Below are 13,141 nucleotides of genomic sequence, written 5' to 3' on the forward strand. Positions count from 1 at the left end.
TTGTCTCTGCTTCGCAACATCCGCAATACCCCGGCACCGTAATCTCCCTGCGCCGCACAAGGCCTTGTGAAGCGGCGTGAGCGGGCCGCAATGAAGCGGAAAGAGTGCGGTCGCACTGCACGTGAACGCCGAATGAACGAAGATCTTCCTGGCTGCGACGAATAAATGGAACGATTGATCCATTCCGTGACCGAGCGCACGCGACGCACCTGCAACCGGCGGGACTCATGAAAGCACTCTTCATCCTCGCCACGATTGGACTCGCTGTCGCAGCTCCGGCTCGCGCCGACGACGTCGTCAGCAAGGCGCAGGCGCGTGCCTTCGACCAGCGTGTTTTCACGAAGGCACCAGGACAAAAATCCTACGCCTGCTTCACCCGTCACTACGACGCCGATCACCTCATGCGACATCCCAAGCAGAAGGTCTCCGCCATGCAGCTGCTCGTTACTGCAGAGATCCCGCATGGCGAGCGCGAGATCAGCTACTCGTTCCGCCTCGGCGTCAACTATCGCGACCGCCCCGGCGATTTCGATTCCAGCGGATCGTGCGAACATGCACGCGCCGAGAACGCGGGACACGCGGTGCGCTACAGCTGCCCGGTCGATTGCGAAGGCGGCGGCATCGAGATTGCTATGGCGAAGGAAGACATTTCCGCCATCGTAAGCCTGACGCGGATCACCGTTTGGCAGCGAAACAACAGGCCCGATGACGAGGCAGGCGACGCGCTGGTGGCGGGCACGGACGACAAGATCTTCCGGGTCGACCGCAGCGACGTCGCCGACTGCGCGGGCCTCGTCACCGACCGCAAGGAGCTCGCAGCCATTCGGCACAAATGACATCATGTCCTTCAACAGATGTGACGCAGTGCCCGCTTTGCAAGGAGACCGCCATGCAGCGACGCAGATTATTGAGCGCGGCGATATCGACATGCGCAGTCCTGTTCGCGACGTCCCGCGCGCGGGCCGCCGCTGACGGTCCAACCGGCGCCAAGCTCAAGGTCGTCTACCATTTGAACGAAATCGACAAGGTCGGCTTCGTCCTCGGCAACATTCAGAATCATTACGACGGAGTCGGCGGCCCGGATCACGTCACGATTGCGCTGGTCGTTCATGGCCCCGCACTCCGCGCCTTCACGTCAGGCGCCGCCACGGACATCAGGAGTCGGCTGGCCCACCTTTCCAGAGCCGGTCTGGCGCTCGCCGCCTGCGGCAACACGATGAAGGCCCAGAACCTGACCCTCGGCGATCTCCTGCCCGGCTTTACGGTGGCCGACCGGGGCGGCGTGGTGCGGCTCGCCGAGCTGCAGTCCCAGGGCTACCTGTATCTCCGCCCTTGAGCCGGGACCGCCTCGCCCCGAATCCGCACGAAGCTGTTGGGATTCAACGGGGATCAATCCAATATGAATGGCGTTATCCGCCAACGTGACGCATAGTTTCGGCGCGGGGCCAGGCACGGCCTGGAACCCGGAAAAAGCCAGCCAGCGCACATAGATAAGGCATCATGAACCCCGTCAAAGCACTCGAAAAACACGGCCAGGCGGTCTGGCTCGACTTCCTTGCCCGCGGCTTCGTCGCAAAGGGCGACCTGAAGCGGCTGATTGACGAGGATGGCGTCAAGGGCGTGACCTCGAACCCCGCGATCTTCGAAAAGGCGATCGGCAGCTCGGACGAATATGACGCCCCGATCGCGAAGGCGCTGAAGGGCGGCGACCGTTCGCCGACGCAGCTGTTCGAAACCGTTGCCGTCGAGGACATCCAGAACGCCGCCGACGTGTTGCGGCCGGTCTATGACGCTTTCGACGGCAATGACGGTTTCGTCAGCCTCGAAGTGTCGCCCTATCTCGCCATGGACGCCGCCGGCACGATCAAGGAAGCCGAGGCGCTGTGGAAAGCGGTCAGCCGCAAGAACCTGATGATCAAGGTGCCGGCGACGGATGCATGCCTGCCGGCGATCCAGCATTTGATCTCCAAGGGCATCAGCGTCAACATCACGCTGCTGTTCTCGCAGGAGGTCTACCGGCAGGTTGCCGAGGCCTACCTCGCCGGGCTTGAGGCCTATGTCGCTGACGGCGGTGATCCGTCGCATGTGGCGAGCGTCGCCTCGTTCTTCGTCAGCCGCATCGACAGCGTCGTGGACAAGCAGCTCGACGACAAGATCGCCCAAGCCAACGATCCCTCGGAGAAGGAGCGGCTGACGGCGCTGAAAGGCAAGATCGCGATCGCCAATGCCAAGATGGCGTATCAGGATTACAAGCACCTGTTCGCCGGCGAGCGCTGGGAGTGGCTGGCGGCCAAGGGCGCCAAGCCGCAGCGGCTGCTGTGGGCCTCCACCGGCACCAAGAACAAGGATTACAGCGACGTCCTCTATGTCGAGGAGCTGATCGGCCCCAACACCGTCAACACCGTGCCGCCGGCCACGCTGGACGCCTTCCGCGACCATGGCAAGGCGCGCGACAGCCTTGAAGAGAATGTCGAGGCGGCCGAGACCGCGCTCGACGAGCTGGCGAAGACCGGCATCTCGCTCGACCACATCACCGCCGATCTCGTCATCGACGGCGTCAAGCAGTTCGCCGACGCCGCCGACAAGCTCTATGGCGCGGTGGCGCACAAACGCGCCGTGGTGCTCGGCGAAGCGCTCGGGCAGCAGTCGATCGCGGTTGCTGCTGATCTGCAGAAGAAGGTTGCCGCGGCCACCGAGGAGTGGCGCAAGGCTGCCAAGATTCGCCGCCTCTGGCACAAGGACGCCAGTGTCTGGACCGGCAAGGACGAGCACAAATGGTTGGGTTGGCTGACCAGCGCCGAGAAGGCCGACATCGCCGACTATGAGGACTATGCCCAGCGGGTGAAGGGACAGAAGTTCTCCGATGCCGTCGTGCTCGGCATGGGCGGCTCCAGCCTCGGACCGGAGGTGCTCGCCAAGACGTTCTCGCGCAAGGCCGGCTTCCCCAGACTGCACGTGCTCGATTCGACCGATCCGGCACAGGTGCGCGCCATGGAGAAGGCGATCGATCTCTCGAAAACCGTGTTCATCGTGTCCTCCAAATCGGGCGGCACGACCGAGCCCAACGCGATGAAGGATTATTTCTTCGCACGCGTCAGCGAAGCGATCGGCGCCAGCAAGGCCGGCCATCGCTTCATCGCCGTCACCGATCCCGGCTCGTCACTGGAGAAGGCGGCCAAGGCGCAAGGCTTTGCGCGCATCTTCCACGGCGAGCCGACCATCGGCGGGCGCTATTCGGTGCTGTCGCCATTCGGCCTGGTGCCGGCTGCGACCGCGGGCATCGACGTGCGCAAATTGATCACGAACGCCTTGTCGATGGTGCGCTCGTGCGGCCCCGACGTGCCGCCACTCCAGAATTCCGGCGTGCAACTCGGTCTGGCAATGGGACTCGCCGGGCTGGATGGCCGCGACAAGGTGACGATCTTCGCTTCGCCCAAGATCGCAGATTTCGGCGCCTGGGCCGAGCAGCTGATCGCGGAGTCCACGGGCAAGGAGGGCAAGGGTCTGATTCCGATCGACGCCGAGCCGGTCGCCCCGCCCGAGGTCTACGGCCCTGATCGCTTCTTCATCGATATCAAGGTGGAGGGTGACGAGGTCGCCGGTCACGACGAGAAACTCTCGGCGCTCGAACAGGCTGGTCATCCGGTCGTTCGCATCGTCATGGCCTCGATCGATCAGCTCGGACAGGAGTTCTTCCGCTTCGAGATGGCCACGGCCGTTGCCGGTGCCGTTCTCGGCATCAATCCGTTCGATCAGCCCGACGTCGAGTCCGCCAAGATCAAGACGCGCGAGCTCACGGCGGCGTTCGAACAGACGGGCGCGCTGCCGCCGGAAGAGCCGGTGGTCGCCATCAAGGGCTGCGAGCTCTACACCGATGCGCACAATGCCGAGAGCCTGCGCGAGCATGGCGCAGACGGCACCCTCGCCTCCTGGCTCAAGGCACATCTCGGCCGCGCCGGCGACGGCGACTACATCGCCCTGCTCGGCTACATCGAGCACAATGGCGCGAACACCGAGGTGCTGCAGCGGATCAGGCTCAAGCTGCGCGACAGCAAGCATCTCGCGACCTGCGCCGAGTTCGGGCCGCGCTTCCTGCACTCCACCGGCCAGGCCTACAAGGGCGGACCGGACAGCGGCGTGTTCCTGCAGATCACCGCCGATGACGCCCAGGATCTTGCGATTCCCGGACAGAAGGCGAGCTTCGGCGTCATCAAGGCGGCGCAGGCGCGCGGCGATTTCGACGTGCTCACCGAGCGCGGGCGACGCGCGTTGCGGGTGCACCTGAAGGGCAATCTGAAATCGGGCCTCAAGATGCTCGACAGCGCCATCAATGAAGCGCTGAGCTAGGAAGGGCCGCGTCGATGCAGTTGGGTATGATCGGTCTCGGGCGCATGGGCGGCAACATCGTGCGCCGCCTGATGCGCGCGGGACATTCCTGCGTGGTGTACGATCGCGATGCAAAGGTCGTGGCCGCACTGGTCGCCGAAGGCGCGACCGGCGCGGCCAGCCTGGAAGAGTTCGTCGGCAAGCTCACGACGCCGCGGCATGCCTGGATCATGCTTCCGGCGGGCAAGATCACTGAAGCCACCGTCGACCAGCTGACCAAGCTGATGTCTGCCGATGACGTGATCATCGATGGCGGCAACAGCTTCTGGCAGGATGACGTCCGCCGCGGCCAGGCTTTGAAAGAGCGTGGCCTGCACTACGTCGACGTCGGTACCTCCGGCGGCGTCTGGGGCCTCGACCGCGGCTATTGCATGATGATCGGCGGCGACAAGGCCGTGGTCGACCGGCTCGATCCGATCTTTTCGACGCTCGCGCCGGGCATCGGCGACATTCCGCGGACGCCGAGCCGTGACGGCCGCGACGCCCGCGTCGAGCAGGGCTATATCCATGCCGGGCCGACCGGTGCCGGCCATTTCGTCAAGATGATCCACAACGGCATAGAATACGGCCTGATGCAGGCCTATGCGGAAGGCTTCGACATCCTGCGAAATGCCAACAGTGCCGCCCTGCCCGAGGCGCACCGCTTCGACTTCGACCTTGCTGATATCGCCGAGGTCTGGCGCCGCGGCAGCGTCATTCCATCGTGGCTGCTCGATCTCACCGCGAGCGCGCTGGCGCGCCAGCCGACGCTGGAGAAGTACTCCGGCTATGTCGAGGATTCCGGCGAGGGCCGCTGGACCGTCAATGCCGCGATCGACGAGGCGGTGCCGGCAGAGGTGCTGACAGCTGCTCTGTTCGCGCGCTTCCGCTCGCGCCAGGAGCATACGTTTGCCGAGAAGATCCTCTCCGCCATGCGCGAGGGGTTTGGCGGCCACAAGGAGCCGGAGCAGCATCCTGATCCGGCGCGCCAGAGCGCGCCCGAAATCGTAAAGCCCAGGGATGACCGCGCGTGATCTCTCTGCATCATCCTCACCAGCCGCCACATCAGAAACCCGACGCCTGCGCGTTCGTCATCTTCGGCGTGACCGGCGACCTGACGCATCGGCTGGTGCTGCCGTCGCTTTATAATCTGGCCGCCAACCAGCTGCTGCCGGATCGCTTCTGCATCGTCGGCATCGCGCGCAAGGGCATGTCGAGCGAGCAGCTGCGCACCAATCTGATGGAGGGCCTGCGCAAATATGCGACGCGCCCGATCGAGGACGAGGTGGCGCAACGGCTGTTGCATTGTGTGACCGCGATCGAGGCTGATCCGAAGGAGCCCGACAGCTTCGACCAGTTGAAGGACCGGCTGGAGAAGCTGGAGGCCGCGCGGGAAACGCACGGCAACCGGCTGTTCTATCTGGCCACGCCACCGAGCGCGTTCGCGCCGATCGCCCAGCAGCTCGGGCGTGTCGGCTTACTGAAGGAGGATGGCAAGGCCTGGCGGCGGATCGTGGTCGAAAAGCCGTTCGGCACCGATCTCGCGTCGGCGAAGAAGCTCAACGACCAATTGCTGGAGCTCGTCACCGAGCACCAGATCTACCGGATCGATCATTATCTCGGCAAGGAGACGGTGCAGAACATCCTGGTGCTGCGCTTCGCCAACGGAATGTTCGAGCCGATCTGGAACAGGCACCACATCGATCACGTGCAGATCACGGTCGAGGAGAAGCTCGGCGTCGGAACCCGCGGCAGCTTCTACGATGCGACCGGCGCGCTGCGCGACATGGTGCCGAACCATTTGTTCCAGCTGCTCTCGCTGGTCGCGATGGAGCCGCCGGCGCGGTTCGACGCGCATACGGTCCGCTCCGAGAAGGCCGAGGTGCTCTCCGCCATTCAGCCGCTCACCGAACAGGAGGCGCTGCTGAATTCCGTTCGCGGCCAATACAAGGCCGGCGTGATCGGCGACACCGAGCTGCCCGCCTATCGCAACAGCAAGGATGTGAGCGCCGACAGCGCGACCGAGACCTATGCCGCGCTCAAGCTGACGATCGACAATTGGCGCTGGGCTGGCGTGCCGTTCTATCTGCGCACCGGCAAGGCGCTGGGCGCCAAGCGCACTGAAGTGGCGATCAAGTTTCGCCAGGCGCCGTTCGCGATGTTCAGCTGCACGCCGATCGACACGCTGGCGGAGAACTATCTCGTCATCGGCATCGAGCCGACCCAGAGCATCACGCTGCAGTTCAACACCAAGATCCCGGGGCCGACCATCCGCACCGACGGCGTGCAGATGAAGTTCAACTACAAGGATTATTTCCAGGCCGAGCCGGCCACCGGCTACGAGACGCTGATCTACGACTGCATGATCGGCGACAACATCCTGTTCCAGCGCGCCGACAGCGTCGAGGCCGGCTGGAAGGCGGTCGAGCCGTTCATCGAGGCCTGGAAGAAGGCCGGCCGCGACGGCCTGCATGTGTACGACGCCGGAAGCGATGGTCCCAAGGCCGCGGCCGATCTGCTGGCGCGGGATGGCCGCAGCTGGCGCAAGCTGGCCTGACCGATGCGGACCCCGCCGCCTGAGCTCATTCGCGTCGCCGACAAGCCGGCGATGGCGCAAGCTGCCGCCGATCGCCTGCTCGCAGTCGTCGCCGCCAACCCCGGCCGGATTGCGATCTGCCTGACCGGCGGCTCGAGCCCCAAGCAGCTGTACGAACTGCTGATGACGGCCGCCTACCGCGAGCGAATTCCGTGGCCCCGCGTGCACTGGTTCATCGGCGACGAGCGCTTCGTGCCAGCAGTTGATCCGCTGCATAACATGACCATGGCGCGCCACGCCTTCCTCGACGCCTGTGCTCCGGCGGCAAACATCCATCCCATTCCGACCGACACCACCGATCCGGACGCGGGCGCGCGCGCCTATGAGCGTGAACTGAAAAAATTCTACGGCGCCGAGCAGCTCGATCCGGCGCGGCCGCTGTTTGATCTGGTGCTGCTCGGCATCGGTCCCGATGGCCATGTCGCCTCGCTGTTTCCCGGCTACCCCGCGGTCGATGTCCGCGACCGCTGGGTGGTGGGCGTCGACAAGGCGCATGTCGCGCCATTCGTGCCGCGTGTCAGCCTGACGCTGCCGGCGCTGGCCTCCTGCCGCACCATGCTGTTCGAGGTCGCGGGCGCCGACAAGCGGCCGATCCTGACGCGCGTGCTGGCGGGGGAGGATCTGCCGGCCAATCGCGCGCGTTCGAACGAGCAGACGTTGTTCATGGTCGACGCCGCGGCATCGCCTCAGCTGCCGCAGGCCTTGATCGTCATGGGCGTGGCCGGCTCGGGCAAGAGCACGATCGGCGAAGCGCTCGGGCGCCGCCTGGGGTGGCGTTTCGAGGACGGCGACAGCTTCCACCCGCCGGCCAACGTGGCCAAGATGAGCGCGGGCCATCCTCTCACCGATGAGGATCGCTGGCCCTGGCTGCGGGCGATCGCCGACGAGATCGCGCGCTGTCGGGACAAGGGCGAGCACATCATCATCGCCTGTTCGGCGCTCAAGAAGGCCTATCGCGACATTCTGACCGGCGGCGGCAGCGACATCAGCATCGTCTATCTGGCGGGAAGCCAGCAGTTGATCGCGGAGCGGATGCGCCACCGCAAGGGGCATTTCATGCCGACCGGCCTGCTAGACAGCCAGTTTGCCACGCTGGAGCCGCCGCAAGCCGGCGAGCATCCGATCACGGTCTCGGTCGACGCGCCGGTCGAGCGCATCGTCAACGACATCCTGCAGCAGATTCACATCGGTCAGGACCACGCCTGATCGCGAATGGAAGGTCCCATGACGCGCATCGCTCTCGTCGTGTCCGACGTCGACGGCACGCTCCTGACCAAGGACAAGGTGCTCACCGAACGTGCGGCCAAGGCCGCACGCGAGCTTCGCGACTCCGGCATCGCCTTCACGATCACCTCGAGCCGGCCCGCGATCGGCATGGGCTTCCTGATCGCGCCGCTGCAGATCGACCTCCCGGTCGGGCCGTTCAACGGGAGCTCGATGATCGGGCCGGACATGCGCCCGATCGAACAGAGCCTGATCCCGGCAGACGCCGTCGAGCGCTGCATCGGTCTTCTCCATCAGCACGGCATCGACATCTGGGTGTTCACCGCGGATGCCTGGCTGACCCGCAATCCGGATGGCGGCTACGTGCCCAATGAGCAGCGCGCGATCCGCGCCGATCCCACGATCATCGACGACTTCTCGCCCTATCTTTCGAACGCCTGCAAGATCGTCGGCTCCAGCAGCGACTTCGAGCTGCTGGCGGCTTGCGAAGGCGAGATGCAGACTCTGCTCGGCAGTGAAGCGACCGCGATCCGTTCGCAGAGCTATTATCTCGACGTCACGCCGCCCGGCCGCGACAAGGGCACCTTCGTCACGGCGATGGCACAGCGGCTCGGCATTCCGCTCGATGCCGTGGCGACGATCGGCGACATGCACAACGACGTCGCCATGTTCAAGGTCAGCGGACTGTCGATCGCGATGGGCAACGCCAGCGACGACGTGAAGAGCCACGCCAAGCGCGTCACGACCTCCAACCAGGACGAAGGCTTTGCCAACGCCATGGAGATGATCCTGGCGGAGAATGCGCAGGGCTAGCCTGCCAGCTCACGCCTCCGAGCGCTGCTTGGCCGGCTTGTCGCTGGTCTTCTTGGCGCCGCACAGATTTTGCGCCGTGTTGACCAGCGCAATATGCGTCAGCGCCTGCGGGAAGTTGCCGGTCTGCCGGCGCGCATCGATATCGTATTCTTCCGCCAGCAATCCGACATCGTTGGCGATGTCGACCACGCGCTGGAACAGCGCCTCCGCCTTGGCGATCTCGCCGGCGAGCACATGCGCGTCGGCCAGCCACAGCGTGCACGCGAGGAACGCGCCTTCGATCGGCTGTTGCTCCTGCGAGGACGTCTCGCGCGGATCGTGCCGCAGCACGAAGCCATCCGGCATCAGATGCTGCTCGATGGCCGCGATCGTGCCGCGGATGCGCGGATCGGAGCACGGCAGGAAGCCGACCGCGGGCAACAGCAGCAGGCTCGCGTCGAGCAGCCGAGAACCATAGGAATCGACGAAGCTGCCGATCCCGGCATCGTAGCCCTTCTCGCACACGTCGCGATGAATGGTCTCGCGCAGCCGGCGCCAACGGTCGAGCGGCGCCTTCAGGCCGAAACGTTCGGCGCTCTTGATCGCCCGGTCGAACGCGACCCAGGTCATGACCTTGGAGAACACATAGTGACGGCCGTCACCACGACGCTCCCAGATGCCGTGATCGGGCTGGTCCCAGACATCGGTGAGATGGTCGATCACCGCGCATTCGAGCGCCCAGGTGCCGTCATCGAGCTTGAGCCGGCTCATGCGTGCCTGGTGAAAGGCATCGATCAGCTCGCCATAGACGTCGAGCTGCAGCTGGGCATGAGCGGCGTTGCCGATCCGGACCGGCTGCGCGCCTTCGTAGCCCGGCAGCCATTCGGCTTCCCACTCCGTCAGCCGGCGCTGGCCCATGATGCCGTACATGATCTGCATGTGCGCCGGGGCGCCGGCGGCCGCGCGCAGCAGCCAATTGTGCCAGGCCAGCGCTTCCTCGGTGTAGCCGGAGTTCATCAAGGCGAGCAGCGTGAACGTTGCGTCGCGCAGCCAGCAGAAGCGATAGTCCCAGTTGCGCCAGCCGCCGAGCTTCTCCGGCAGCGAGGTCGTCGGCGCGGCGACGATGCCGCCGGTGGGACCGTAGGTCAGCGCCTTCAGCGTGACGAGCGAGCGCATCACGAGGTCGCGATGCTCGCCCTGGTAGGTGCAGCGGCGCGACCAGTCCGACCAGAACGCCTCGGTGTCGCGAAGCGCCTGCTCGTAGTCGATCGCCTTGGGGATCGGCAAATGCGACGCGCCGTAGGTCAGCACGAAAGGGACCGTCTCACCCGCCGCGACCGCGAACTCCGCGACGGTCGTCATGTCCTCGCCGTGCGTCTCGACCGGCGTGTGCAGCACCGCCATATCGGGACCGCATACGGCGAGCAGCGCCGAGCGATCCTCTGACCGCCTCACCCAGGGAATCTCGACGCCGAAGCCGAAGCGGATGATCATGTTCATGCGCATGCCGACCTCGCCCGAGACGCCGCGAACGAGGCGGACGACATCGGAGGCCTTGCCGCGCGGCGGCATGAAGTCGATCAGCTCGACTGTCCCCGTCTCCGTCTCGAACCGTGTCTCGAGGATCAGGCTGTCACCGCGATAACGACGGCTGCTCGATTTGACCTCGCCGGATGGCTCGATCAGCCAGCGGCCGTTATTGTGGTCGCCAAGCAGCGCCGCGAAGCAGGCATCCGAATCGAATGCCGGCCAGCACAACCAGTCGATCGATCCGTTGCGGCTGACAAGCGCAGCCGTTTCGCAATCACCGATCAGCGCATAGTCTTCGATCCTGCAGGACATTCCACATCCGTGTGCAAATGCCCCCCGCCGAATTCCCCACCGATTAAACGCCGGCCGGGCTGATCCGTTCGGCGGTTGCAGCCTTTAGCGCGTCGAGGCCGACCGCGCCGGCGATGTCCTCGATATTGATCGGCATCTTGCGGCGCCAGTTCGGATGCTCGTCGATGGTGCCGGGGATGTTGGGCTGATCGACGACGCCGAGCAGGTCCTCCAGCGAGATCGCGAGCAGGCGCGAGCGCGTGCGCGACAGGAAGCCGATCGCGGAATGGACGTCGTTGGCATGGATGCCGTTGTGACGGAGCACCTCGTCCCACAGCCCGAGCGCATGCCAGCGATCCTGATCGCTCTCGCCGGGATCGATGTCCAAGCCGCGTTTCGTCTTGAGATCGCCGAACGAGCGCCAGCCGGCATAAGTCGAGAGGTCGTGGGTATTCAGCGTCACCAGCGCATTCGGCGGATAGTAGTCGACGTCACGGAAGCGCCCGTTGTCGTCGCGCTCGAAGATCATCACCTTGTAGGACCACAGCCCCCAATCGGCCATCTGCTCGCGAAAGCCTTCCGGCACGGTGCCGAGATCCTCGCCGATGACGATGCATTCGCTGGCGACGCTCTCCATTGCGGTGGCGGCCAGCAGCGCATCGAACGGCATCTGGACGTAGGCGCCCTGCTTGGCGGGAAAGCCATGCGGCACCAGATACAGCCGCTTCAGGCCGAGCACATGGTCGAGCCGGATCGCGCCGGCGTGACGCATCGACGCCCTGATCATCTCGCGGAACGGCTCAAAATTCTTCAACTCGAGCCCTGGCGCATTGAAGCCGGCCAAGCCCCAGTTCTGTCCGACCGTATTCAACGGATCAGGCGGCGCGCCCACCGAGAGAGTGCGCGAAATCGCGCCCTGCTCGTTCCAGGCATCGAAGCCGTCGGACTGAACGCCGACTGCGACATCGAGATAGAGACCGACCTTCATGCCCAATCGATGAGCAAGATCCTTGCAATGACGCAGCTGGCGCTCGGCGAGCCACTGCACATAGGCCACGAAATCGGCTTCCCGCCGATCGGGGCCGCTCAGCAGCGCCGCGCAGCGCGCCGGATCGGGCTGGCGCCATTCCTCGGGCCATTCCCACCACGGCTTCTGGAAACGATGCCGCAGCACCTCGAAACAGGTGAAGCGAGCCAGCAGGTCGCCGCGCTCGGCGCGATAAGTCTTGAACTCTGCAGATTCGGCTCCGTCGGGAGCAGACATGAACGCATCGAAGGCCGCGCGCAGCGCCGGCCATTTCAGCGCCGCGACGCCCTTGTAGTCGACCAGCTCGGTCTGGCGCAGCGGCTCCAGCACCTTGCTGTCGGGTCCGTTCGCGAAGCCCGGCGCCTGCTCGACATCGACATAGAGCGCGTTGAGGAACAGCCGGCTATTCGGTGCATACGGGCTGAAATCGGCCGGCCGGTCGTCGAACAGCGCGTGCAGCGGGTTGAGGCCGACACCATCGGCGCCGAGCTTGGCGCAGATGTCGATCAGATTGGCGAGGTCCGTGAAGTCCCCCATGCCCCAGTTGCGGCGCGAGCGAATGCCATAGAGTTGCACGGCCAACAGCCAGACGCGGTCGAAATCGCCAACGAAGGCCTTGTCGGGCGCCACCAGCAGCGGCAGATCCTCGCGACACGACGACGCATCCAACAGCTCGACGCGATAGCTGCCGACCGGAAGATCCGTCGGCCATTCGATGAACGGATCGTTGGCCTCACCGCTCGCGGCCGCCACGTCGCCCTGCTTGACGGTCCACGTGACCGGCAGCTTGGCCGCTTCGCTGAGCCGGCTGCGGGTCGGCTGGCCGGATCGAAGCACGATTGCACTGCTGAGCAGCCGGCGAGGTGTCGGCCTCGGGAAGGCCTCGACGATGATCTTGAGGGCCGTTTCGTCGGTGACACGGCGCTGCCCCTGACCGTCGTAGAATTCTGTCAGGATTCCGAGACTGTGAGCTTCGTTGAAGAGATCCATTCGGCACGCGATCTGGACGTGACGGGGCGCACGTCGAAAAAATTGTTGTTTAACGGCAAGAGGATAGAGCCCTAACGCGCCGCGTCCGCCCTCGTTCCCCCGGGAACAAAAGCGAGGTCCCCGGCATTGTCAGGGGTGGTCACGGTTCCCTAGCGAACCGGGACACCGTTTTCTTGTCAATGGCATCACCGTGAACAAATTTGCGCACACGTTCGAGAGCGTCGCCCCGCGAGACGCTTTCTCCCCTATTCTGCCCTCTTTTGAGGAGAGCCGCATCTGGCGGGGCCGACCCGTCTCCGACCGTATCCTATCCATTCGTCTTTCTC

The 13,141-nt window shown here is 64.9% G+C and carries 9 protein-coding genes; 7 read left to right on the forward strand and 2 right to left on the reverse strand.

The genetic code is table 11. The features are described from left to right. Positions 1-227: 227 nt before the first annotated feature. From ACQR07_RS34105 to ACQR07_RS34135, 7 genes are all read left to right on the forward strand, one after another. Positions 228-836 carry a hypothetical protein gene (locus ACQR07_RS34105; protein WP_434906426.1) on the forward strand — a complete coding sequence of 203 codons (609 nt, stop codon included), beginning with the start codon at positions 228-230 and terminating at the stop codon, positions 834-836. 53 nt (positions 837-889) lie between these two features. After that, positions 890-1,336 (forward strand): DsrE family protein, encoded by a 447-nt coding sequence (locus tag ACQR07_RS34110; RefSeq protein ID WP_434906427.1) that lies wholly within the window; start codon positions 890-892, stop codon positions 1,334-1,336. Positions 1,337-1,500: 164 nt separating this feature from the next. Next, positions 1,501-4,347 (forward strand): bifunctional transaldolase/phosoglucose isomerase, encoded by a 2,847-nt coding sequence (locus ACQR07_RS34115; protein ID WP_434906428.1) that lies wholly within the window; start codon positions 1,501-1,503, stop codon positions 4,345-4,347. Positions 4,348-4,361: 14 nt separating this feature from the next. After that, positions 4,362-5,399, forward strand: coding sequence for a phosphogluconate dehydrogenase (NAD(+)-dependent, decarboxylating) (gnd, locus tag ACQR07_RS34120; protein ID WP_434906429.1), 1,038 nt, complete (start codon positions 4,362-4,364; stop codon positions 5,397-5,399). A gap of 5 nt (positions 5,400-5,404) precedes the next feature. Further along, positions 5,405-6,922 carry a glucose-6-phosphate dehydrogenase gene (zwf, locus tag ACQR07_RS34125; protein WP_434906461.1) on the forward strand — a complete coding sequence of 506 codons (1,518 nt, stop codon included), beginning with the start codon at positions 5,405-5,407 and terminating at the stop codon, positions 6,920-6,922. A gap of 3 nt (positions 6,923-6,925) precedes the next feature. Further along, positions 6,926-8,167: a 6-phosphogluconolactonase gene (gene pgl, locus ACQR07_RS34130; RefSeq protein WP_434906430.1), complete on the forward strand. Its 1,242-nt coding sequence runs from the start codon at positions 6,926-6,928 to the stop codon at positions 8,165-8,167. Positions 8,168-8,185: 18 nt separating this feature from the next. Continuing rightward, positions 8,186-8,998 (forward strand): HAD family hydrolase, encoded by an 813-nt coding sequence (locus ACQR07_RS34135; RefSeq protein WP_434906431.1) that lies wholly within the window; start codon positions 8,186-8,188, stop codon positions 8,996-8,998. A 9-nt stretch (positions 8,999-9,007) separates the two neighbouring features. On the opposite strand, the gene ACQR07_RS34140 is transcribed toward ACQR07_RS34135, so the two are convergent. Together ACQR07_RS34140 and malQ are read right to left on the reverse strand one after the other, a co-directional pair. Next, positions 9,008-10,819 carry a glycoside hydrolase family 15 protein gene (locus ACQR07_RS34140; RefSeq protein ID WP_434906432.1) on the reverse strand — a complete coding sequence of 604 codons (1,812 nt, stop codon included), beginning with the start codon at positions 10,817-10,819 and terminating at the stop codon, positions 9,008-9,010. 43 nt (positions 10,820-10,862) lie between these two features. After that, on the reverse strand, positions 10,863-12,815 hold the full coding sequence (gene malQ / locus ACQR07_RS34145) for a 4-alpha-glucanotransferase (RefSeq protein ID WP_434906433.1): 1,953 nt from the start codon (positions 12,813-12,815) through the stop codon (positions 10,863-10,865). Positions 12,816-13,141 lie beyond the last annotated feature (326 nt).

Origin of the sequence: Bradyrhizobium sp. HKCCYLS20291, assembly GCF_051167715.1 — a bacterium.
Lineage (GTDB): Bacteria > Pseudomonadota > Alphaproteobacteria > Rhizobiales > Xanthobacteraceae > Bradyrhizobium.

Coding starts and splice junctions, on each gene's coding strand:
- ACQR07_RS34105 (WP_434906426.1), top strand. CDS start 228: ATGAAAGCACTCTTCATCCTCGCCACGATTGGACTCGCTGTCGCAGCT.
- gnd (WP_434906429.1), top strand. CDS start 4,362: ATGCAGTTGGGTATGATCGGTCTCGGGCGCATGGGCGGCAACATCGTG.
- malQ (WP_434906433.1), bottom strand. CDS start 12,815: ATGGATCTCTTCAACGAAGCTCACAGTCTCGGAATCCTGACAGAATTC.
- pgl (WP_434906430.1), top strand. CDS start 6,926: ATGCGGACCCCGCCGCCTGAGCTCATTCGCGTCGCCGACAAGCCGGCG.
- ACQR07_RS34140 (WP_434906432.1), bottom strand. CDS start 10,819: ATGTCCTGCAGGATCGAAGACTATGCGCTGATCGGTGATTGCGAAACG.
- ACQR07_RS34115 (WP_434906428.1), top strand. CDS start 1,501: ATGAACCCCGTCAAAGCACTCGAAAAACACGGCCAGGCGGTCTGGCTC.
- ACQR07_RS34110 (WP_434906427.1), top strand. CDS start 890: ATGCAGCGACGCAGATTATTGAGCGCGGCGATATCGACATGCGCAGTC.
- ACQR07_RS34135 (WP_434906431.1), top strand. CDS start 8,186: ATGACGCGCATCGCTCTCGTCGTGTCCGACGTCGACGGCACGCTCCTG.